This window comes from Gordonia sp. LUNF6 (assembly GCF_047041125.1).
GTDB lineage: Bacteria > Actinomycetota > Actinomycetes > Mycobacteriales > Mycobacteriaceae > Gordonia > Gordonia sihwensis.
In genome coordinates this window covers 1,351,131-1,373,190 of record NZ_CP178181.1, presented here as the reverse complement: position 1 = coordinate 1,373,190, position 22,060 = coordinate 1,351,131, and the positions used below count along the sequence as shown (strand labels likewise).

Annotated in this window: 18 protein-coding genes, 1 tRNA gene and 1 pseudogene; 3 read left to right on the top strand and 17 right to left on the bottom strand. The window is 68.3% G+C overall.

What is annotated here, in order from left to right; all coding sequences use genetic code 11:
• The 5 genes from glyA to rpmE all read right to left on the bottom strand — a co-directional run bounded on the left by glyA (position 1) and on the right by rpmE (position 4,276).
• Entirely contained in the window at positions 1-1,224 is a 1,224-nt protein-coding gene (gene glyA, locus ACK8HH_RS06420; RefSeq protein WP_006896407.1) for a serine hydroxymethyltransferase, read from the bottom strand.
• Complete coding sequence (locus tag ACK8HH_RS06415) at positions 1,221-1,880, bottom strand: L-threonylcarbamoyladenylate synthase (protein WP_039867458.1); 660 nt, start codon at positions 1,878-1,880, stop codon at positions 1,221-1,223. The genes glyA and ACK8HH_RS06415 overlap by 4 nt, the downstream gene beginning before the upstream one ends.
• Entirely contained in the window at positions 1,877-2,809 is a 933-nt protein-coding gene (gene prmC / locus ACK8HH_RS06410) for a peptide chain release factor N(5)-glutamine methyltransferase (RefSeq protein ID WP_006896409.1), read from the bottom strand. The genes ACK8HH_RS06415 and prmC overlap by 4 nt, the downstream gene beginning before the upstream one ends.
• Positions 2,806-3,879, bottom strand: coding sequence for a peptide chain release factor 1 (prfA, locus tag ACK8HH_RS06405; protein WP_006896410.1), 1,074 nt, complete (start codon positions 3,877-3,879; stop codon positions 2,806-2,808). The genes prmC and prfA overlap by 4 nt, the downstream gene beginning before the upstream one ends.
• A 184-nt stretch (positions 3,880-4,063) precedes the next feature.
• Positions 4,064-4,276 (bottom strand): 50S ribosomal protein L31, encoded by a 213-nt coding sequence (gene rpmE / locus ACK8HH_RS06400; protein WP_006896411.1) that lies wholly within the window; start codon positions 4,274-4,276, stop codon positions 4,064-4,066.
• Between the two features lie 300 nt (positions 4,277-4,576).
• On the opposite strand from rpmE, the gene ACK8HH_RS06395 reads away from it, so the two are divergent.
• The gene (locus ACK8HH_RS06395) at positions 4,577-5,761 is read left to right on the top strand and encodes a sulfite reductase flavoprotein subunit alpha (protein ID WP_006896412.1); all 1,185 of its coding nucleotides are present in this window, start codon (positions 4,577-4,579) and stop codon (positions 5,759-5,761) included.
• A gap of 93 nt (positions 5,762-5,854) precedes the next feature.
• On the opposite strand, the gene rho is transcribed toward ACK8HH_RS06395, so the two are convergent.
• The 9 genes from rho to ACK8HH_RS06350 form a co-directional block, all read right to left on the bottom strand.
• Positions 5,855-7,852 (bottom strand): transcription termination factor Rho, encoded by a 1,998-nt coding sequence (rho, locus tag ACK8HH_RS06390; RefSeq protein WP_412475635.1) that lies wholly within the window; start codon positions 7,850-7,852, stop codon positions 5,855-5,857.
• Positions 7,853-8,010: 158 nt separating this feature from the next.
• Positions 8,011-8,961 (bottom strand): homoserine kinase, encoded by a 951-nt coding sequence (gene thrB, locus ACK8HH_RS06385; protein ID WP_039867429.1) that lies wholly within the window; start codon positions 8,959-8,961, stop codon positions 8,011-8,013.
• 16 nt (positions 8,962-8,977) lie between these two features.
• Positions 8,978-10,063 carry a threonine synthase gene (gene thrC, locus ACK8HH_RS06380; protein ID WP_006896415.1) on the bottom strand — a complete coding sequence of 362 codons (1,086 nt, stop codon included), beginning with the start codon at positions 10,061-10,063 and terminating at the stop codon, positions 8,978-8,980.
• Positions 10,056-11,363, bottom strand: a complete 1,308-nt coding sequence (locus tag ACK8HH_RS06375) for a homoserine dehydrogenase (protein WP_006896416.1) — start codon at positions 11,361-11,363, stop codon at positions 10,056-10,058. Before ACK8HH_RS06375 ends, thrC begins: the two co-directional genes overlap by 8 nt.
• The gene (lysA, locus tag ACK8HH_RS06370; RefSeq protein WP_174302286.1) at positions 11,360-12,784 is read right to left on the bottom strand and encodes a diaminopimelate decarboxylase; all 1,425 of its coding nucleotides are present in this window, start codon (positions 12,782-12,784) and stop codon (positions 11,360-11,362) included. The genes ACK8HH_RS06375 and lysA overlap by 4 nt, the downstream gene beginning before the upstream one ends.
• Entirely contained in the window at positions 12,781-14,433 is a 1,653-nt protein-coding gene (gene argS, locus ACK8HH_RS06365; protein ID WP_006896418.1) for an arginine--tRNA ligase, read from the bottom strand. Before argS ends, lysA begins: the two co-directional genes overlap by 4 nt.
• Positions 14,434-14,530: 97 nt before the next feature.
• Positions 14,531-14,914: a VOC family protein gene (locus ACK8HH_RS06360; protein WP_006896419.1), complete on the bottom strand. Its 384-nt coding sequence runs from the start codon at positions 14,912-14,914 to the stop codon at positions 14,531-14,533.
• 28 nt (positions 14,915-14,942) lie between these two features.
• Positions 14,943-15,653, bottom strand: coding sequence for a haloacid dehalogenase type II (locus ACK8HH_RS06355; protein ID WP_231875733.1), 711 nt, complete (start codon positions 15,651-15,653; stop codon positions 14,943-14,945).
• Positions 15,650-16,501, bottom strand: a complete 852-nt coding sequence (locus tag ACK8HH_RS06350) for a shikimate 5-dehydrogenase (RefSeq protein WP_006896421.1) — start codon at positions 16,499-16,501, stop codon at positions 15,650-15,652. The genes ACK8HH_RS06355 and ACK8HH_RS06350 overlap by 4 nt, the downstream gene beginning before the upstream one ends.
• A gap of 302 nt (positions 16,502-16,803) precedes the next feature.
• Here ACK8HH_RS06350 and ACK8HH_RS06345 point away from each other — a divergent pair.
• Together ACK8HH_RS06345 and ACK8HH_RS06340 are read left to right on the top strand one after the other, a co-directional pair.
• A pseudogene (locus ACK8HH_RS06345) lies at positions 16,804-18,128 on the top strand (NAD(P)-binding domain-containing protein).
• Between the two features lie 78 nt (positions 18,129-18,206).
• On the top strand, positions 18,207-19,508 hold the full coding sequence (locus ACK8HH_RS06340; RefSeq protein ID WP_412475634.1) for a replication-associated recombination protein A: 1,302 nt from the start codon (positions 18,207-18,209) through the stop codon (positions 19,506-19,508).
• Between the two features lie 7 nt (positions 19,509-19,515).
• Here the strand turns inward: ACK8HH_RS06340 and ACK8HH_RS06335 are convergent, their stop codons facing one another.
• From ACK8HH_RS06335 to ACK8HH_RS06325, 3 genes are all read right to left on the bottom strand, one after another.
• Complete coding sequence (locus ACK8HH_RS06335) at positions 19,516-20,694, bottom strand: serine hydrolase domain-containing protein (protein WP_412475718.1); 1,179 nt, start codon at positions 20,692-20,694, stop codon at positions 19,516-19,518.
• 136 nt (positions 20,695-20,830) lie between these two features.
• Positions 20,831-21,820, bottom strand: coding sequence for an AraC family transcriptional regulator (locus ACK8HH_RS06330; RefSeq protein WP_346075744.1), 990 nt, complete (start codon positions 21,818-21,820; stop codon positions 20,831-20,833).
• A 98-nt stretch (positions 21,821-21,918) separates the two neighbouring features.
• Positions 21,919-21,994 (bottom strand) — tRNA-Arg (locus ACK8HH_RS06325).
• Between the last annotated feature and the right edge of the window lie 66 nt (positions 21,995-22,060).

The following is a 22,060-nucleotide window of genomic DNA, read 5'->3' as shown; positions in this document are numbered from 1 at the left end:
TCACCCCTCCCCCACGGCCGCCACGGCGGCGGTGATCGCCGCGCGGCGGGCCTCGTCGGACGGATCGGTCCGCATGGCGTCGAGCATGAGGTCGGCGATCTGCGGCATGTCCGCGGGCCGCAGTCCGTCGGCGGCGAGTACGGCCGTGCCGAAGCGGATGGCCGAGCCCTCGGAGACCGGCGCCTCGTCGAACGGGGTGACCGCCTTGTCGACGATGATCCGGCAGGCCGCCAGCCGCTTGGCCGCTTCCCGTCCGGTGATGCCGAGCGACGAGACCTCGATCACCGCCAGATGCGTGTCGGTGCCGCCCGAGACGGTGCGCAGCCCGCGGGCGCCCAGTTCGGTGGCCAGGGTGGCGGCGTCGTCTGCCACGTCGCGGGCATAGGCCGCGTACTCCGGGCGCAGGCACTCGCCGAACGCCACCGCCTTGGCCGCGATCGAGTGCATCGCCGGAGCACCCTGCATGAACGGGTACACCGCCCGCGAGAGCGAGTCCTCGTGTTCGGACCTGGCGAGCAGCAGTCCGCCGCGCGGTCCGCGCATCACCTTGTTGGTGGCGACCGTCACCACGTCGGCGTACGGCACGGGCGAGTCGAGCACCCCGCCGACGGCGAGACCGGCCAGATGCGCCGCGTCGACCCAGAGGATGCAGTCGGCCTCGTCGGCGATGGTGCGCATCGCCGCGAAGTCCCACGACCGGGAGTAGGACGTACCGCCCGCGACGAGAATCCGCGGCCGGTGGATCAGGGCCAGATCCCGGATCTGGTCGTAGTCGATCCGCTCGGTGTCGCGGCGGACCTCGTAGTTCAGGACACTGAACCAGCGTCCCGACAGGTTCGCGCGCGAGCCGTGTGACTGGTGGCCGCCGTGCTTGAGGTTCAGGGAGAGCACCTGATCGCCCGGCTGCGAGAACGCGGCGTACACCGCGAAGTTCGCGAGCGCCCACGACAGCGGCTGGACGTTGACGTAATCGGCGCCGAACAGCGTGTGCGCGCGGCTGATCGCGAGCTGCTCGACCTCGTCGACCACCTCCGCTCCGCCGTGGTACCGGTGGCCGGGATAGCCCTCGGCGTACTTGTCCGCCAGAATCGATCCGACCGCGGCCCGCACCGCGGGGGTGGCCGTCGACTCCGCGGCCACCATCTGCAGGCTGCCGCGCCGGCGCGTCTCCTCGCGCCGAAGCAGTTCGGCGATCTCCGGATCACTCGCCAGCGGATCGGTCACGGCCGTCCCCGGAGCTCATCCGCGTCCACGTCGAGCACTTCGGCGATGTCCTCGGCGGTGATCGCGCCCTCACGCAGAATGCGAGGGTCCGGGCCGGTGAGGTCGACGATCGTCGAGGCGACGGCATGGTCGGCCGGACCGCCGTCGAGATAGACCGACACCTTCTCCTGCAGCTGCTCGCGGGCCTGGTGCACCTGCACCGCCGGCGGATGGCCGGAGATATTGGCGCTGGAGACGGCCATCGGCCCGATCTCCCGCAGCAGCTCGATCGCGACCGGATGCAGTGGCATGCGGATCATCACGCTGCCCGAGGTGTCGCCGAGATCCCAGGCGAGAGACGGGGCCTGCTCCACCACCAGGCTCAAACCGCCCGGCCAGAAGGCCTGCACCAGCTCTCGGGCCTGCGGCGACACCGACCTGACGAGACCGTCCACGGTGTGCCACGAGCCCACCAGGACCGGTACCGGCATGTCCCGCCCGCGGCCCTTCGCCGCCAGCAGCGACGCGACCGCTTCGCTGTCGAATGCGTCGCACCCGAGTCCGTAGACCGTGTCGGTCGGCATCACGATGAGCCGCCCGGCGCGCACGGCTCCCACCGCCGCCCGGATTCCGGCTTCCCGCTCGTCTGGATCACTGCAATCGAACACCGCGCTCACGTATTCCATCCTTCCACGCCGTCGGCCCCCGATCGCGCAGGGTCACCGACGGCTGCTCGTACAGCGGTCACGAACCGGGGTCGCCCGGCGAGGTCGTCATGGGTGCGGACGGCGGCGAATCCGCCGGTCGCCGTCAGCGCGTCGCGCACCAGATCGGCGGTCGTGTCGTCGTGCTCGACGGCCACAAACGCGCCCACTCGCAGAGCCGAGGCGAGGATCGGCGCCAGTTGATCGATCAGGTCCATTCCGCAGTCGCCGGAGAAGACCGCCTCGGGCGGATCGTGCGCCACCTCCGGTGAGACCTCGGCGCCGGACGGAACGTACGGCGGGTTGCTCACGACGACGTGCGCCGAAGCCAGCAGGGGCGCGACCGCCGCGACATCGGTGACGTCGGCCCGCACCACGGCGACCCGTTCCGTGAGTCCGGTCGCCTCGAGGTTGCGTCGCAGATACGACAGCGCCCGCTCCGAGCGCTCGACGGCCGTCACCGTCGCGTCGGGTGCGCCGGCGGAGATCGCCAGGGCCAGCGCGCCGCTCCCGGAGCACAGGTCGACCACGCGGATCGGGTCGCCCGCACTCTCGCGGAGTTCGGCGATGCGGGCCAGTGCGCACTCCGCTAGCAACTCGGTCTCCGGCCGCGGAATGAAGACTCCCGGTCCCACCGTCAACTCCAGGCCCGCGAAGAATGCGCGAGAAGTGATGTGCTGCAAAGGAACCCGCGAGCAGCGTTGCTCCACGGCGGCAACGACGCGACTGCGCATCTCGGCAGGCACCTCATCGACGAGAAGCAGCCGTCCGGGATCCACCCCGAGCATCTGCGCCACCAGTTCGGCGGCCTCGGCACCGGCCGAGTCGATCCCGGCCTCGGCCAGCCGCACCGCCGCCCACCGGCGCAGAGCGTCGGCCGAACCGCCTTCGGGTGCCGTCACTGCTGCAGGCGTGCCTGCTTGTCGGCGTCGACGAGCGCGTCGAGCAGCGCGTCCATCTCACCGTCGAGCACCGAGTCGAGGTTGTTGGCCTTGTAGCCGATCCGGTGGTCGGTGATGCGGTTCTCCGGGAAGTTGTATGTGCGGATCCGCTCCGAACGGTCCACGGTCCGGATCTGCGCCTGCCGGCCGGCGGCGGCCTCGGCCTCGGCCTCCTCCTCCGCCAGGGCCTTGAGCCGCGCCGCGAGCACCTGCATGGCACGGGCCTTGTTCTGCAACTGCGAGCGCTCGTTCTGACAGGTCACGACGATGTTCGTCGGCAGGTGCGTGATGCGGACCGCCGAGTCGGTGGTGTTGACGCCCTGACCGCCCTTCCCGGAACTGCGGTAGACGTCGATCCGGAGGTCGGACTCGTCGATGTGGATCTCCTCCACCTCGTCGGGCTCCGGGTAGATCAGCACCCCGGCGGCCGATGTGTGGATCCGGCCTTGGGACTCGGTGACCGGAACCCGCTGAACCCGGTGGACACCGCCCTCGAACTTCAGCCGCGACCACACACCGTCGCGGAGCGTCTCCCGCGCCTTGATCGACACGGTGGCCTCCTTGTAGCCGCCGAGATCGGACTCGGTGACGCCCAGGACCGTCGCCTTCCAGCCGCGCTTCTCGCAGTACTTCAGGTACATGCGGACGAGGTCGGAGGCGAACAGCGCCGACTCCTCGCCACCCGCTCCCGACTTGACCTCGAGCACGACGTCGTCGGAATCGTGTGGATCGCGGGGCGCCAGCAGGTCGGTCAGCGCGGCGTCCAACTCGGCGACGGTCGACTCGAGCGCCGGGATCTCCTCGGCGAATCCCGGATCTGCCTCGGCGAGTTCCCTGGCCGCCTCGAGGTCGTCGCGCGCGGCCGTGAGCTTGGTGTAGGTGGTCATCACGGGTGCGAGTTCGGCGAACCGTTTGCCCACGCGGCGCGCGTTGGCCGGGTCGTCGTGCAACGACGGGTCGGACAACTGAGTCTGGAGTCCGGCGTGCTCGGCGAGGATGTCGTCGATCGCGGACGGTTCCTGCGTACTCACCTGATGATTCTCTTTCGTCCTAGGAGGCTCCACCCAGACACTCCGGCGTGCCGCGCCGCGCCAGACGGCGGCGTCGAACGACAGCGGGCGTTAACCGACGGTGGCGTTAAACGACGGTGGGCGTTAAACGACAGACGCCCGACTCGAGATCCGCTGGGATCTCTCGCCGGGCGCCGGATGCAAGCTACTTGACGCGCTTGCCGTAACGCTTCTCGAAGCGAGCCACACGACCGCCGGTATCGAGGATCTTCTGCTTGCCGGTGTAGAACGGGTGGCAGTTGGAGCAGACTTCCACGGTGATGTGGCCGCCCTTGGCGGTGCTGCGCGTGGTGAACTCATTGCCGCAACCGCAGTTGACGGTGGTCACCTCGTAGTCGGGATGGATTCCCTGCTTCATTGATGTCCCTTCATCATGGTCGCCGGGTCACCTCTGATTTTTCAGTGGTGTGAACCGGAACCGGACTGACCGAAGAATTATTCCACAACCCCGGTCACCCCGGCCAATCGCGCAGGTGCGAGGCCTGGCGGTCCTCCAGCGCGACAGCAGTCAGATCGCAGTGAGACCGGTCTCTCTTCCTGTCGGGCCCAACCGGAGCCGACCGCCGGACGGTCTACCCTCGTACTCGGACCGGCCCGGTCGAGGACGCCGTCCACCCCGCACCACGTCCCTGCGAGCCTCCGGGAGCACCGAGTACACATGACGACCGCGAATCCGACGAGTGATGCCGCAACCGCCCGCGCCTCGAAACGGCCTCGCTGGTCCCGCCGGAATCCGTACCCTGCGACCGTGGTGCGCAACAGCCTCCTGACGGCACCCGACAGCGACAGGGAGGTGCGCCACCTCGTACTCGACATCTCCGGCTCCGGGCTGGAGTACCTGCCAGGCGATGCCGTCAACGTCACCCCCGCCAACGAGCCGGCGCTGGTCGCCGCGATCGTCGACCGGCTCGGCGTTCCGGGCGACACGGTGATCACCGACCGCAAGGGTGAGCGGACGCTCACCAATGCACTCACACACGGTTTCGAGATCACCTCGGTCTCGCCGTACCTGCTCGATCACCTCGCGAACGCCCGCGGCGTCGGAGAGGTGGCCGACCTGCTGGCCGGCGACCGTGCCGCACTCGAAGAATGGTCGCGCGGCAGGGACGTCCTGGACCTGCTCAACCTGGACCCCACCTGGTTTCCGACGCCCGAGGCCTTCCTCGGCGAACTGCGCCCCCTCGCCGCCCGCACGTACTCGATCTCGTCGTCGCCTGCCGTCCACGAGGGAACCCTGCACCTGACGCCCGCCACCGTGCGACATTTCGCGACCGAGTTCTGGGGCGATGGCCGCGACCGCGGCGGCGCCGCGTCCACCTATCTCGCCGACCGCGTGGAACCCGGCGACACCGTGGGGATCTACGTGACGGCCAACAAGTCGTTCCGGCTGCCCGAGCCGGACACCGACATCATCATGGTGGGCCCGGGCACGGGCATCGCCCCGTTCCGTGCCTTTCTGCACGAGCGCCGCCAGGACAACGGCCGAGGACGCAACTGGCTGTTCCACGGTGCTCGACATCGCGACCAGGACTTCCTGTACCGCGACGAGATGTGGGCGATGGAAGCCGACGGGACCCTCCGGCTCGACGTCGCCTTCTCCCGCGAGCAGGACGAGAAGGTCTACGTCTCGCACCTCATGGGAGGACGGGGCGAAGAACTGTACAGCTGGATCCGCGACGGCGCGGTCCTCTACGTCTGCGGCGACGCCACCAAGATGGCACGCGACGTGGAGGAGACCCTGGTGGCGATCATTCGCGAGTACGGCGGCTTCGACGATGAGGGAGCACGCGCCGAACTCCAGCGGCTGCGCGAGTCGGGTCAGTACCGCCGCGACGTCTACTGACGCCGCACTCTCCCGAAACGCCCCTGTGCCGTACCCCGTGACCCGATTCGGGTCACGGAATACGGCACAGTGCACCACTCCGCGGTGGAGGCCTCAGTCGTTGTCGACGACGCTGGGCGCGTTCTTGCTCACCTGCATCAGGAACTCGACATTGCTCCGCGTCTTCTTGAGCTGCGCGACGAGCAGGTCGATCGCGGCCTGCGAGTCCAGTCCGGAGAGCAGACGGCGCAGTTTGTGGACGATGGCGAACTCATCCGGCGACAGCAGGAGCTCGTCCTTGCGCGTGCTCGACAGGTTGACGTCGACCGCGGGGAAGACGCGCCGCTCGGCGATCTTACGGTCGAGCTTCAGTTCGGCGTTGCCCGTGCCCTTGAACTCCTCGAAGATCACCGTGTCGCCCGTCGACCCGGTCTCGACCAGCGCCGAAGCGATGATCGTCAGCGATCCGCCGTTCTCGATGTTGCGCGCGGCACCGAGGAATCGCTTCGGCGGATACAGCGCCTGGGAGTCGACACCACCGGAGAGGATGCGGCCCGAGGCGGGCGATGCGTTGTTGTACGCGCGGCCGAGACGGGTGATCGAGTCGAGCAGCACGACGACGTCCATACCGTTCTCCACCAGCCGCTTGGCACGCTCGATCGCGAGCTCCGCGACGCTGGTGTGATCCGACGGCGGGCGGTCGAAGGTCGACGCGATGACCTCGCCCTTCACACTCCGCTGCATATCGGTGACTTCTTCGGGACGCTCGTCCACCAGCACCACCATCAGGTGGCATTCCGGATTGTTGGTGGTGATCGCGTTCGCGATGTCCTGCAGGATCGTCGTCTTACCGGCCTTCGGCGGGGAGACGATCAGCGCACGCTGCCCCTTGCCGATCGGCATGATCAGGTCGATGACGCGGGTGGAGATCCGTTCGGGCGTGGTCTCGAGCCGCAGTCGCTGATTCGGGTAGAGCGGAGTCAGCTTGGTGAAGTCGGGACGCTTGCGCGCCGAGTCGACGTCGGTGCCGTTGACGGTGTCCAGCCGCACCAGCGGATTGAACTTCTGCCGCTGGTTGTTGGGGTTCTCGCCCTCGCGCGGCACCTTCACGGCACCGGTGATCGCGTCACCGCGGCGCAGTCCGTTGCGGCGGACCATGTTCATCGATACGTAGACGTCGTTGGGTCCGGCCAGGTAGCCGGACGTCCGCACGAACGCGTAGTTGTCGAGCACGTCGAGGATGCCCGCCACCGGCGCGAGGACGTCGCCCTCGTTGACCTGGGGCTCCCCCGCGTTGCCGCCGTCGCGGTCGCGTCCGCGACGACGCTCGCGGAACCGGCGTCCGCGGCGACGACCACCGCCCTCGCCGTCGTCGTCATCGTTGTTGTTGCGGTTCTGGTTCTGACCGCCGCCCTGGTTGCCGCCCTGGCCCTGGTTGCCGCCCTGGTTCTTCTGACCCTGGTTCTGGTTCCCGCCCTGGTTCTGATTGCCCTGACCCGACTTATCGCCGCCGTCCTGGCTCTTGTCGCCCTGGTTCCGCTCTCCCCCGCGGTTCCGGTTGCGGTTGCGCCGGTTGCCGTCGCCGTCCTGCTCGCCGCGCTGCTGGGCGGGCTTCTCGTCGCGGCCCTGCTCGGTGTTGCGCTGGTCGGAGCCCTTCTGGTCGGAGCTCTTCTGGTCAGCGCTCTTCTGGTCAGCGCTGTCGGTCTGCGGAGCCTTCGCGGTCTGCGACGATCCACCGTCGCCCGCAGCATCGGCGCCGCGCCGGGCGTTGCGCCGTCCACCGGGCTGCTGATCGTTCGCGGCACGCTCGCCGGCCTGCGGCTTCTCCGGCGCAGACTTCGCTGCGTCGGACTTCTCTGCGTCGGACTTCTCTGCGTCGGACTTCTCTGCGGGCTTCTCTGCACGCTTGTCCGCTGCGGCCTTCTCTGCGCCCTTGGCGGAGCCTGCTCCGCCGTGCTGATGAGCCCTGATCACGTCGATCAGATCGCCCTTGCGCATTCCCGACGTGCCCTTGATGCCCAGCTCAGCAGCCAGACTGCGGAGTTCGGGCAGCAGCATGGCGGAAAGTCCGGTACGGGCCCGCTTGGGTGCCTGCACATCCGTTTCGGTCACGGAATTCCTTTCGTTCCCCGGCTTCAGATGCCGGGGGCCCCACCCAGAACACGGGTGGAGGAGCAAAAATTGTTGGTTCGCCGGACAATCGGGTGGAGATCAGACACGCCCTGGGTCCCGGTGAAGCACTCTCAGCGTACCACCGGGTAGCCGCTGCGTCAGGAGACCACCTCGACGCCGTCCGCCACCGCGACGGGGATCATCGCGAAACCCAGATCGGCGGCGAGGTCTGCCTCGTGCGTTCCGAGGGGACTCGTTCCCAGCACCAGAACCGAAGGCCCAGCACCCGATACGGTAGCGGCGTGTCCGCGTTCGCGCAATGAATGCACCAGGCGAGTCGTCTCTGGAAGCGCCTGTTCGCGATAGCCCTGGTGCAGACGGTCCTCGGTGGCGTCGATCAGCCAGGCGGGATCGGTGGTCAGTGCCACGACTCCCAGTGCCGCGCGGCTGACGTTGAAGACCGCGTCCGCTCGCGGCACCGCGTCGGGAAGCAGGCCGCGCGTGGTCTCGGTGGACGACTCGGTCTGCGGCACGAATACCGTGGCCACCACCGCCGGATGCAACTCCAACCGGCGGGCGTAGAACGACTCCTGACCGTGCGACCACGTCACCACCGCCGAGCCCAGCACGGACGCCGCCGCATTGTCGGGATGGCCTTCGAACTCACTGGAGAGCTGCACCAGCGCAGCGTCGTCGAGGGCCGGGCGCCGACCGTCGAGGGCCACCAGCGCCGACGCCGCCGCGAGTCCGCCCACCGCTGCCGCGGCCGACGACCCCAGCCCGCGCGAGTGCGGGATCGCGTTGCGGCATTCGAGGTGGAAACCGCCGACTGCGACGCCGGCGCTCTCGAACCCCCGGACCACCGCGCGCGCCACCAAGTGGCGCTCGTCGAGCGGAACCTGGTCGGCGGCTTCGCCGGTCACCGCGACGGTGATGCCGGTTCCGGTGACGGTGACCGCGACCTCGTCGTAGATCGCGAGGGCCATGCCGAGGCAATCGAACCCCGGACCCAGATTCGCACTCGACGCCGGGACCTTCACTCGGACCGAAAGCCCCTCGGGCAGAATGCATTCCGCGTCGGGATGCCCGATCAGCGCGTCGTTGGTCATCGCCGTTTCCACGTCGTCAGTTCACACCCAGCGCAGTCGCCACGGCGACGGGATCGACCTGGATCGCATCCACCTTCGGCATGCCGAGCAGCGCCGTGTCCGGGTCCTTCAAACCGTTGCCGGTCACGGTGCACACCACGGTCTCCCCCGGCTTCACCCAGCCCTCCTCGCGGCTCGCGAGCAGGCCGGCGACGCTGGCGGCCGAGGCCGGCTCCACGAAGACGCCTTCGCGTCCGGCGACCAGCTTGTACGCCTCGAGGATCTTCTCGTCGGTGGCCGCCCGGAACATGCCGCCCGACTCGTCCTTGGCGGCGACGGCCTGGTTCCAGCTGGCCGGCGAGCCGATGCGGATCGCGGTCGCGATGGTCTCCGGGTCGCTCACCGGGGCTCCGTTGACCAGCGGCGCGGCACCGGCGGCCTGGACGCCGAGCATGCGCGGCAGGGAGTCGATGATCCCGTCGGAGTGGTACTCGCGGTAACCCTTCCAGTACGCGGTGATGTTTCCCGCGTTACCGACCGGGAGTGCGTGCACGTCGGGGGCCTTGCCGAGGACGTCGACGATCTCGAACGACGCCGTCTTCTGGCCCTCGATGCGGGCCGGGTTCACCGAGTTGACCAGCTCGATCTCCGGGTAGTCGGCGGTCACCTTGCGCGCGAGCTCCAGACAGTCGTCGAAGTTGCCCTGCACCTGGATCACCTTCGCGCCGTGCATGACGGCCTGAGCGAGCTTGCCCATCGCGATCTTGCCCTCGGGGATCAGCACCGCACAGGTGATTCCCGCGCGCGTCGCATACGCCGCAGCCGACGCCGACGTGTTGCCGGTCGAGGCGCAGAGGACCGCCTTCTTGCCGTTGTTGACGGCATTGGTGACGGCCATCGTCATACCGCGGTCCTTGAACGACCCGGTGGGGTTGAGCCCCTCCACCTTGAGGTAGACCTCGCAGCCGGTGATCTCCGAGAGCACCGGAGCCGCCACCAACGGCGTCGCGCCCTCCAGGAGGGTGACGATCTTCCAGTCGTCGCGCACCGGCATGCGGTCGCGGTAGGCCTCGATCAGGCCCGGCCATCCGCGGTGGACGGGCTGGTACTCGGCGTTAGTCATTGGTTCCCTCCAGACGGAGCACGCTGGACACCTTGATTACGGAGTCCATCTGTTCAAGTGCGGCAACGGTTTCCGACTGTGCGCGGTCGGAGGCGCGATGTGTGACGACGATCAGCCGGGCGTCGGTGCCCGCGCCCTCCTGGCGTACCGCGGCAATGCTGACGTCGCGCGCCGCGAACTCGCCCGCCACCTGCTGAAGGACTCCGGGCTTGTCGGCGACCTTCATCGAGACGTAGTAGCGCGTCGGGACCTCGTCGATCGACGCGATCGGCAGCGAGGCATACGTGGATTCCAGCGGACCGCGCCCGTGGTACACCCGGTTCCGGGCGGCCATCACCAGATCACCGAGCACCGCCGATGCGGTGGGTGCGCCGCCGGCGCCCTGACCGTAGAACATCAGGCGGCCGGCATTCTCCGCCTCCACGGCGACGGCGTTGAACGCGCCGTTGACGGTGGCGAGCGGGTGCTCCAACGGAACCAGCGCCGGGTAGACGCGGGCGGAGATCTTCTCCCCGTCGGCGGTCTGGATGCGCTCGCAGATGGCCAGGAGCTTCACCGTGCAGTCGAACTTCTTCGCCGCCTCGAGATCCTTCGAGGTGATCTTGGTGATCCCCTCGCGGTAGACGTCCGACGCGGTGACCCGGGAATGGAAGGCGATCGAGGCGAGAATCGCGGCCTTCGAAGCCGCGTCGTATCCTTCGACGTCCGCGGTGGGATCGGCCTCGGCGTAGCCCAGCCGGCCGGCCTCGGCGAGTACCTTGCCGTAGCCCGCGCCGGTCTCGTCCATCTCCGAGAGGATGTAGTTGGTGGTGCCGTTGACGATTCCGGCCACCCGATTCACCGAGTCGCCCGCGAGCGACTGGGTCAGCGGGCGGATCACCGGGATCGCGCCCGCGACCGCCGCTTCGAAGTACAGGTCGACCCGGTTGTCCTCGGCCGCCTTGGCCAGTTCGCCCGAGTGCGCGGCGATCAGCGCCTTGTTGGCGGTGACGACGGACTTGCCCGACTCCAGGGCGGTCTTGATGAGCGCGCGGGCCGGCTCGATGCCGCCGATCAGCTCGACCACCATGTCGACGTCGTCGCGGGCGACGAGGCTGTGCGGATCGTCGGTCAGCAACGCCGGATCGACGCCCTCGCGCGCTCGGGAGGCATCGCGCACCGCGACGCCCCGGAGCACGAGCGGCGCGCCGATCCGAGCCCGCAGGTCGGCGGCGTTCTGGGTCAGAATCCGAACGACCTCGGTGCCGACATTGCCCATGCCCAACACGGCCACGCCGATCGGACGGGATGATTCGCTCATTCCGGGTCCACCTCCAGGCTCAAGAAGTCCTCCACCGTCTCCCGCCTCAGCATGAGCCGGGACCGGCCGTCATTGACTGTCGCGACCGCCGCACGCGGCACCATGTTGTAGCGGCTCGACATGGAATAGCAGTAGGCGCCGGTGGCGCCCACCACGAGCAGATCGCCCGGGACCAGGTCGTCCGGCAGCCAGCAGTCGCGGATAACGATATCGCCGCTCTCACAGTGCTTGCCCACCACCCGGCAGACGACGGCCTTCGCGTCCGAGACCCGCGAGGCGAGCCGGACGTCGTACTCGGCGTCGTAGAGCACCGTGCGGATGTTGTCGCTCATGCCGCCGTCGACCGAGACGTACCGGCGCACGGTGTTCCCGTCGAGTGCGACGTCCTTGACGGTTCCCACCCGGTACAGCGTCACGCCCGCCGGCCCCGCGATCCCGCGACCGGGTTCGACCGCGATGGTCGGCATCGGCAGGTTCAGCGCGGCCGACTCGCGGCGGACGATCTCCGCCAGGGCCTCGGCCAGCACACTGACCGGCGGCGGGTCGTCGCTCTCCAGGTATGAGATGCCGAGACCGCCGCCGAGGTCGAGCACCTTGAGCTGCGAGGTCTTCTCGACCCCGAACTCGGCGACGATGTCGGCGAGCAGGCCGATCACCCGGCGTGCGGCGAGCTCGAATCCGTCGATCTCGAAGATCTGCGAGCCGATGTGGCTGTGCAGCCCCACCAGACGCAGGTTGTCGGCGGCGAAGACCGCGCGAACCGCGTCGAGCGCCACACCGCCGGCGAGTGCGAAACCGAACTTCTGGTCCTCGTGCGCCGTCGAGATGAACTCGTGAGTGTGCGCCTCGACGCCCGGAGTCACCCGGACCAGCACGTCGGCGACCACTCCCCGTTCACCGGCGAGACGGTCCAGACGCTCGATCTCGATCATCGAGTCCAGGACGATGTCCCCGACACCCGCGTCGAGTGCCGCCGCCAGTTCGTCCTCGGCCTTGTTGTTGCCGTGCAGTGCGATGCGCTCGGCGGGGAATCCCGCGTGCAGCGCCACCGCCAGTTCGCCTCCGGAGCAGACGTCGAGCGAGAGGCCCTCGGACTCGATCCACTTCGCGACCTGCGAGGAGAGAAAGGCCTTCGACGCGTAGTGCACGCGGCCGTACGGCCCGAACGCCCGCTGCATGTCGGCGCAGCGCGACCGGAAGTCCGCTTCGTCGTACACGAACAGCGGGGTGCCGTACTGCTCGGCGAGCCGGTCGACCCGGACTCCGCCGATCGTCACGACGCCGTCCTCGTCGCGGACGGTCCCACGCGGGTAGACGTTCTCCGGGATACGGGAGAGCTCTTCGGGGCGGTTGGGGCGCTCCGCGAGATGCGGAGCGGCGAGGATCTCGGCGTGGCGGGGGCCGGCGGGGTGTGCCATCACATTCTCTCCGGAGCGCTGACGCCGACCAGCTCGAGGCCGTTGGCGAGGACTTGGCGGGTGGCTTCGCAAAGCGCGAGCCGGGCGGCGTGCACATCGCCCGCCTCCTCGTCGCCCTGCGGGAGGACGCGGCAGCGCGCGTAGAACCGGTGATAGGCACCGGCCAGCGACTCCAGGTAGCGGGAGACCCGATGCGGTTCGCGCAGTGCGGCGGCGGTGGCGACCACCTCGGAGAAGTCGCCGATGGTGCGGATCAGATCGCCCTCGGACTCGTCGTCGAGAAGCTCCAGACGCGCGGTGCTCGCCGACAACCCGAGCTCGGCCGCGTGACGGGCCAGCGCCGACAGCCGGGCATGCGCGTACTGCACGTAGTAGACCGGGTTGTCGGAGGACTGCTTGCGCAGCAGATCGAGGTCGATGTCGATGTTGACGTCGATCGACGAGCGGATGAGCGCGTAGCGGGCGGCGTCGACTCCGACCGCCTCGACGAGGTCGTCGAGCGTGATGACGGTTCCCGCGCGCTTGGACATCCGGACCGGCTGTCCGTCCCTCACCAGATTCACCATCTGCCCGATGAGGACCTCGACGGCTTCGGGGTCGTATCCCAGCGCGGCGGCTGCGGCCTTCAGCCGAACCACGTAGCCGTGGTGATCGGCGCCGAGCATGTAGATGAGGTGATTGGCGCCGCGGTCGTGCTTGTCCTTGAGGTAGGCGATGTCGCCGGCGATGTAGGCGGCGTTCCCGTCGCTCTTGATGACGACGCGGTCCTTGTCGTCGCCGTAATTCGTCGACCGCAGCCACCAGGCGCCTTCGGCCTCGTACAGGTTCCCGTTGGCCTTGAGCTCGTCGATCGCCTGCTCGACGAGGCCTCGATCGAACATCGAGTTCTCGTGCGTGTAGACGTCGAAATCGGTGCCGAACTCGTGCAGCGTCCGCTTGATGTGCGCGAACATGAGCTCCACGCCCTCGGCACGGAAGACCTCCCGCGCCTCCGCGACCGGCAGCTCGAGGACTCCGGGCGACTTCTCGACGACGGTCGCGGCGATCTCGTCGATGTACTCGCCGGCGTACCCGTCGTCGGGGGTCGGCTCGCCCTTGGCCGCGGCCAGCAGCGAGTTCGCGAACCGGTTGATCTGCTCGCCGTGGTCGTTGAAGTAGTACTCGCGCGTCACCTTCGCGCCGCGTGCGGTGAGCACGCGCCCTAGTGCGTCGCCCACCGCGGCCCAGCGTGTGCCGCCGAGGTGGATGGGGCCGGTGGGATTGGCGGACACGAACTCCAGGTTCACGTTCAGCGCCGAGAGCTCATCACCGCGGCCGTACGCATCCCGCTGTGCGAGGACGGCGGCGACCGTCTGATTCTGTGCGGCCGCAGCCAAGCGCAGATTGACGAATCCGGGTCCGGCGACCTCCGCGGAGTCGATGCCGGGGTCGGTCGCGAACTCGTCGGCCAGCCACGTCGCCAGTTCGCGCGGATTGGCTCCCGCGCGCTTGCCCAGTTGCAGGGCGATGTTGGTGGCGTAATCGCCGTGCTCCGGGCTGCGCGGACGCTCCACGACCACGGTCTCCGGAATCAACGACGTATCGAGGTCATGAGCGTGGAAGACCTTCTGCGTCGCAGCGCGAAGCAGAGCAGCGAGTTCGGTGGGAGTCACGGGAACCTATCTTATTGTCCCAGGTGCGGTTCACGACAATCGGACCTCGGTGCCGGGAATCGGCGCTGTCCGAGGCCCCACCCGCCGGGCGAAGTGCTCAGGGCAGGTTCAGCTGCCAGGACACTCCGAATCGGTCGTTGACCCAGGCGAAGGCCTGCGAGAAGCCGTAGTCGCCGATCGGCATCAAGACCCCGCCGCCTTCGCCGAGAAGTGCGGCGAGACGCTCGAGCTCGGCGCGATCGTCGACGTCGACGAACAGCGAACTCGACGGGGTGAAATCGAAGGCGTGGCCGACGGCGCTGTCGCTGACCAGCACCCGCAGACCGGCGAGATCGAGTTCGGCGAGCATGATGCCCTGGGCCGGGTCGGCGTGCGGCGTGGACGTGACCACGCGTCCGCCGGGGAATGCGGAGAGGTACAGGTCGATCGCGTCGGCGGCGACGGCCCCCTGGAACATGAGGAACGGACGGATCTGCGTCATGACGCGGGCGTAGTGGCGGTAGCGCGGTTCAGCAGCCGAGCAGGGTCGCGAGTTCGTCGATGCCGCGAACGTGGAAGCGATCGTCGGGGCAGCGCGCCTCCGGCTTGGGCTCCGGACCCCATTCCGCGGGCCGCTCCACATACGCCGTCTGCAGGCCGAATCCACGCGCCGCGGCGAGATCGGTCACGTGCGTCGCGACCATCAGGACCTCACCGGGATCCACCCGCATCAGCCGCGCGAGCCCGAGGTACACCTCACCGGACGGTTTGTAGTGGCGCCAGAGGTCCGAGCCGCCGATGAAGTCCCAGGGCAGACCCGCGGACTTGGCCATCTCGGTCAGGAGTGCCACGTTGCCGTTGCTCAGGGCGCAAATCGTGTACCTCTCCTTGAGGCGACGGAGTCCCTCGGGCGAATCCGGCCACGCCGGGAGGACGTGCCACGCGTGCACCGCGGCGTCCAGCTGATCGGCACCGGCCCGGATTCCGTGCTCTTCGCGCAGCAGCCGGTCGAGTGATTCGCGATGCAGATCGTCGAGCAGCGTCCAGTCCCGGCTCCCCTGTTCCACCTCGGCCAGTGCCGGCGCGTAGGTTCGTCGCCAGGAACGCGCCAGCGCCGAGGCGTCGATCTCCGGAAAGATCTGAGCCAGAACACGACTGACCCCGGTATGCCAGTCGGCCACCGTCCCGAAGGTGTCGAAGGCGATCACTTTCACCGAGGGCGCGCCGGTAGTCGAAGTCACCCGGTCAGTGTCGCATCGCCGGCACGTGAGTACTCGGACGCCTCCCGGATCTGTTCCGGCGTCGGCGTCACTCCGGTGTAGAGCGCGAACTGCGCCGCGGCCTGGCCGGCGATCACCGCGTCTCCGCTGATCGTCTCGAGTCCGCGTGCCCGCATCGCCCGCACCATCGGCGTGTCGGGCGGCATCGCCACCACGTCGAGACAACCGGTCGCCGCGTCGACGAGAGCCTCGTCGAACGGCAGCGCGTCGGCGTCCGGTCCCCCGGCCATGCCGATCGGCGTCGCGTTGACGAGAGTTGCGGGGGCGAGTCCCGCTGCGTTGACCGCATGCCGGTAGCCGTATCGCGCGGCGAGCACGGCACCGGCGGCCCGGTTGCGCGCGACCACGGTCACATCGGTGAAGCCGGTCGCACGCAGCGCCGCGACCACCGCCTTCGCCATTCCGCCGCTTCCGGCGACGGCCACCGGCGCGGTGCGATCGAAGCGCGAGGCGGCCAGCAGGTCGGCGACCGCCTGATAGTCGGTGTTGTACGCGTGGAGCACGCCGTCGTCGTTGACGATCGTGTTCACCGAGTCGATGGCCGCGGCCGACTCCTCCATCACGTCGATCAGGTCGATCACCGCCTCCTTGTACGGCATCGACACCCCGGCACCGCGGATCGGGAGGCCACGGATCCCGGCCACCGCCGAGGCGATGTCGGTCGGCGCGAAGGCCTTGTAGACGAAGTTCAGGCCCAACCGGTTGTAGAGATAGTTGTGGAAGCGGGTCCCGATGTCGGACGGCCGCGCCGCCAGCGAGACGCACAGCACGGTGTTTCGGTTGAGAGCGCGGGAATGCGGGGCGGTCATGGACCGACCGTAGCGGGCAGCCGGTGCCACGAGCCACCGAGCCGGCGACCGATTCGCTCTGAAGAATGCGAAACGCGCAATTCTATCACGCCGCTGAAATCACTCCCGACGAGTTTGACATCGGTCGGACAATTCACCATCGTGACCCTTGGGACGACCATCGATCGTTTGACCACAGATGGGTCGGTACACGGCCCGGGACCAGCGGATTCCAACGACATCCCTCAGTCCAGTCTGGCGTGAAAGGTAAAATGTTGAATAGTGTGAAAAGAGTTGCGATCATCGGCGCGGGGCCCAGTGGAATGGCAGCCCTGCGCGCTTTCAAATCGGCGGAGAAGTCCGGCTCCGAGATCCCCGAAGTGGTCTGCTACGAGAAGCAGGACGACTGGGGTTGACAGTGGAACTTCACCTGGCGCACTGGAACCGACGGGTACGGCGAACCCGTGCATTCGAGCATGTACCGGAATCTGTGGTCCAACGGCCCCAAAGAGGCGCTCGAGTTCGCCGAGTACACATTCGACGAGCATTTCAACCGTCCGATCTCCTCTTATCCTCCTCGCGAAGTCCTCTGGGATTACATCAACGGCCGTGCCGTCCAGTCGGGTGTGAAAGAACTCGTCCGATTCGCTCACGTGGTGCGTCGGGTGGAATTCGACGATGAGACCGAACAGTTCACCGTCACCGTCGACGATCTGCGCGAGCATGTGACCTCCACCGAGGTCTTCGACGAAGTCATCGTCTCGACGGGTCATTTCTCATTTCCCAATGTCCCCGACATCGCGGGAATCGAAACCTTTCCCGGCGAGGTGATCCACGCGCACGAGTTCCGCGGCGCCGAGCGATTCGCCGGTCAGCGCCTGCTGCTCGTCGGGGGTCGTACTCCGCCGAGGACATCGGCATCCAATCTCACAAGATGGGGGCCCGGCACGTGACGATGAGCTGCCGGTCGCGGCCGCAGGGATTCGCGTGGCCCGACGGTGTCGACGAGAGACCGCAGATCGACCGGATCGACGGCGGTGTCGCCACCTTCATCGACGGCTCATCCGGAGAGTTCGACGCGATCATCCTCTGCACCGGGTACCTGCACCACTACCCGTTCCTCCCGGAGCATCTGCATCTGCGTTCGCCCAACAACCTCTACCCCGGCGGTCTCTACCGGGGCGTGACGTGGCAGGCGAACCCGCACCTGCACTACCTCGGCGCGCAGAATCAGTGGTTCACGTTCAACATGTTCGACGCGCAGGCCTGGTATGTCCGGGACCTCATCCTCGGTCGAGCCCAGCTCCCGTCCGCCGCTGAGCGCGCCGCGCACATGCGTCAGTGGGCCGATCGTTACCGCGGCGTCGAGGACGACGCCGCCGCGGTGCGTTTCCAGGCCGACTACATCCGCGATCTGATCGAGCAGACGGACTACCCGATGTTCGACCTCGACGAGGTGGTGCGGATCTTCCTCGAATGGAAGGCCGACAAGAAGCGGAACATCCTCACCTACCGGGATCAGGTGTACCCGTCGGTGATGACGGGAACGATGGCCGCCGTTCACCACACCCGCTGGATCGACGAGCTCGACGACTCCCGGGAGCGCTACCTCGAATCCCAACCCACGGCCGACCGTGTGACGAGCTGACGGCCACCGGCGCAGACGGCCGGATGTCGGAGGGCGCACCTACAATCGGGGCAGCATCCGCGCGACGAGGAGCACAGCGTGCAACAGCCGTCACTCTTCGAGCCCGACGACACCGGCCGTCCGCTCGCCGACCGAATGCGGCCTCGGTCGATCACGGAGGTGGTCGGGCAGGACCACCTCCTCGGCCCGGACGGAGCGATCGGCCAGATGGTCGCCGAGAAGCGGCTGGCGTCGATGATCCTGTGGGGTCCCCCGGGCTGCGGCAAGACGACGATCGCGCGGCTTCTCGCCGAACAGACCGACCTCGTCTTCGAACCGCTGTCGGCGACATTCGCGGGAGTCGCCGATCTGCGGAAGGTGTTCCGCGCGGCGGAGAAGCGCCGCGAGCTCGGCCGCGGCACCCTGCTGTTCGTCGACGAGGTGCATCGGTTCAACCGCGCGCAGCAGGACTCCTTCCTTCCCTACGTCGAAGACGGCACCGTCGTCCTGGTGGGCGCGACCACCGAGAACCCCAGCTTCGAGCTCAACGCCGCCCTGCTCTCCCGCTGCCGAGTCTTCGTTCTCAAACGACTCGAGGAGGCCGCGCTCGTCGAGTTGGTCGAACGAGCCGAGACTCTGACGGGACGAGAGCTGCCCCTCGACGGCGAGGCCCGGCAGGCGCTGATCGCGATGGCCGACGGCGACGGACGCTATCTGCTCAACCTCGTCGAGCAACTCGGCCACATCAGCACGCCGATCGGCGTCGACGAGTTGGTCCGGCTGGTGCAGCAGCGGGCTCCCCTGTACGACAAGTCGCAGGAAGGGCACTACAACCTGATCTCGGCCCTGCACAAGTCGATGCGCGGCTCCGACGCCGATGCCGCCTTGTACTGGCTGGCCCGGATGCTCGACGGCGGAGAGGATCCGCTCTACATCGCCCGGCGCATCGTGCGCTTCGCCGCCGAGGACGTGGGCATGGCCGATCCCCGGGCGCTCGCGCAGGCGCTGGCCGCGTGGGACACATACGAGCGGCTCGGCTCACCCGAAGGTGAGCTCGCCATCGCACAGGCGGTGGTGTACTTGGCCACCGCGCCGAAGTCGGTCGCCGTCTACCGGGGATTCGGGGCGGCCCGGGCCCTCGCCCGGCGCACCGGATCGCTCATGCCGCCGAAGCACATTCTGAATGCGCCCACCGGATTGATGCGCGAGCTCGGCTACGGTGCCGGCTACCGCTACGACCCGGACGCCGAGGACGGGTTCTCCGGGGCCGACTACTTCCCCGAAGGCCTGGAGCACGAACCGCTGTACCGGCCGACGGCCAACGGTTTCGAAGCCTCCGTCCGCGAGCGCATCGCCGAATGGGACCGGTTGCGTCTCCGCCGCCGCGGCGAGGGACGGTGACCGCGCCTCAGCGGATCGAGCGGTACACCGCGGTCTCGAAGTCCAGGAAGGCGGCGACCGACGCGGGATCGGCGAACGGCAGCACTTGCGAGCCCCACATCCCGGCGACGTCTGCCTCCCTGTCGATCCAGTAGTAGAGGTTGGCCAGTCCGGCCCACGCGAGCGAGCCCGCCGACCGGCCCGTCGGTGCGGGCTCGTCGTTGACCATGAACGAGTAGGCCCACGACTTGGACTGCCCGGGGAAGAACTCCGCGTCGTGAGTCAGGGCCGGCGCCGACCCGACGAGCTTTCCGATCTTCAGCTCGCCCAGCCCGTTCCGGGATGCCGCCCGCACGGTCTCGGGCGCGAGCACCCGACCGCGCTCGCCCTCGCCGTCCCGCAACCACATCCGCAGGAAGCGGGTGTAGTCCGGGATCGTGGCGTACACCCCCTGTCCGCCCATGTCGACCTCCGGGTCCTGCGGAAGCACCAGGCCGGTGGCGACCAATGACCCGTCGTCGACGCGCTGGTGGACCTCCGCGCGACGATCCGCCATCGACCGGCTCATGACGAAGGCCGAATCGTCCATGCCGAGGGGCTCGAAGATCCGCTCCCGCATCACCTGCGACAGCCGTTGTCCCCGAACGGCTTCCACCACCAGCCCGGCCCAGTCGATGTTGGTGCCGTATCCCCACCGAGTCCCGGGGTCGAAGAGCAGTGGCGAGGTGAGGCATTCGCGGGATGCGGTGAGAATGTCCGGCTGTCCCGTCGACTCGAGCAGGCGGGCGTAATCCGGTGAGAAGAAGGAGTACGACAGGCCCGCCGTGTGGAGCAGCAGCATCCGGGTGGTGATCTGCGTCGACGGTGGCCGCAGTCGCGGTGAGCCGTCCGGGGCGAAGCCCTCGAGCACCTGCAGCCGGCTGATGTCCGGTACATAGTCCGCAGCCGGGGCGTCGAGGTCGACCAGCGCCTCCTCCACGCATTGCAGCACGGCGGTGGAGGTGAGCGCCTTGGTGCACGAGAAGATCGCGAATACCGTGTCGGCGGTCATCGGCCGACCGTCGTCCACGGACCGGACGCCCGCGGTGCCGAGGTAGGCGTCGCCGCCGCTGCGGGTGACGGTCGCGACGACGCCGGGCACGCGCTGGGCGTCGTCGGCGGAGGCGGCTCGGTTCAGAATGTCGTCGAGGCGGGTGAGGTCGGGCATCGGGATCTCCTGTGCAGCAGTTGATGGCACCAGTGATCCTGGCCGGTGTTCACGGCCGGGTACGTCTGCGAACGGCAGGCACCGTCTCCGAGCGGCGAGCTTCTCGTAGCGGAGACTCGTCCCTACCGGCGGCGGGTCACGACCGCGCGCGAGCGAGCGTCTCGGAGGGATTCTCGCCGAACCTGCGTCGATAGGAGGCCGCGAAGACGCCGAGGTTCACATAACCCCAGGCGTGGGCGGTCGCCGTCACCGACTCGGCGCCGGAGCGCAGTTCGCGGTAGACGCCTTGGAGGCGCTGCTCGACGAGATAGGAGCGCACCGACGTTCCCAGATAACGAGCGAATCCACCGCTCAGCGACCGCACGCTCACGCCCGCCGCGGCCGCGATCTCGGCCACCGTCGGCAGGTCGCGGGCGTGGGCGTCGATGAAGTGCGCCGCGGTGCGGACATAGCCCGGTGCCGCCACGGCGGGCCGACGTTCGAGGTCGACGGCGGCTCGCAGCGCCCAATCGTGCAGGAGTTGCGCGGCGATGAGCTCCTGCAGATGGAGCCCGATTCTGCCCGAGGCGACTGCCTCGGGCGAGATGGCCGCCGTACTCGTCGCATACCCGAGCAGATTCCACCACGGGCTCCCCGATCCGCCGATCACGGCGCCGCGGGACCACAGGGCGTCGTCGGGGACGTGGCCCCACCACTGCAGCGAGAGATCGGCGAGCAGTCGGTGCGGCACCGTGAGATTGAGTTGCAGATGGTCGTCGTCGGCGGCGAGCCGGAAGTCGGTGCGGCTGCAGTCCGCGACGAACGTCTGCCCGGCCCCGAGTTCGGTCCCCTCGGCGCGCCCCACCCGGTGCCGCGTCCGTCCGCGCAGCGTGGTCAGAACCAGCACGTTGCCCGCTTCGGCGTCGAAGTCCCGCAGTGCCACCTCGGTGCCGTACCGGAAGTGCGTCATGGTGATCTCACCGACGTCGATCGAGAACATCGACGAGCAGGGCGACGTCGAACGGCCCGACGGCCGGACGTCGAATGACATGTACTTGTCGTCGGTCCACGCCGCGATCGCATCCCAGTCGGTCTCCGTCACGGACGAGAGGACACCGTTCGGGCGCGGATCGAGCTGTGTCGGCATGGTCGGTAGGTTACTGACACACTGCGACGTTCGGCAGGGATTCACCTGGCCAGGCGAGGTCTCGGAGGACCGCTGAGAATGATCAGCGCTGACAGATCTGGTGCCCCCCGTAGGATTCGAACCTACGACCTTCTGCTCCGGAGGCAGACGCTCTATCCCCTGAGCTAGGGGGGCTCATCGGGCGAAAGCAACATTAGCGCACAGGGACCTCACCGCCCAACACCGGGGTCACCGCAGCGC

Excerpts from the sequence above, each read along its gene's own strand:
- rpmE (WP_006896411.1), bottom strand. The coding sequence starts at position 4,276 with ATGAAGCAGGGAATCCATCCCGACTACGAGGTGACCACCGTCAACTGC.
- ACK8HH_RS06395 (WP_006896412.1), top strand. The coding sequence starts at position 4,577 with ATGACGACCGCGAATCCGACGAGTGATGCCGCAACCGCCCGCGCCTCG.
- thrB (WP_039867429.1), bottom strand. The coding sequence starts at position 8,961 with ATGACCAACGACGCGCTGATCGGGCATCCCGACGCGGAATGCATTCTG.
- thrC (WP_006896415.1), bottom strand. The coding sequence starts at position 10,063 with ATGACTAACGCCGAGTACCAGCCCGTCCACCGCGGATGGCCGGGCCTG.
- ACK8HH_RS06375 (WP_006896416.1), bottom strand. The coding sequence starts at position 11,363 with ATGAGCGAATCATCCCGTCCGATCGGCGTGGCCGTGTTGGGCATGGGC.
- ACK8HH_RS06360 (WP_006896419.1), bottom strand. The coding sequence starts at position 14,914 with ATGACGCAGATCCGTCCGTTCCTCATGTTCCAGGGGGCCGTCGCCGCC.
- ACK8HH_RS06350 (WP_006896421.1), bottom strand. The coding sequence starts at position 16,501 with ATGACCGCCCCGCATTCCCGCGCTCTCAACCGAAACACCGTGCTGTGC.
- ACK8HH_RS06335 (WP_412475718.1), bottom strand. The coding sequence starts at position 20,694 with ATGCCCGACCTCACCCGCCTCGACGACATTCTGAACCGAGCCGCCTCC.
- ACK8HH_RS06330 (WP_346075744.1), bottom strand. The coding sequence starts at position 21,820 with ATGCCGACACAGCTCGATCCGCGCCCGAACGGTGTCCTCTCGTCCGTG.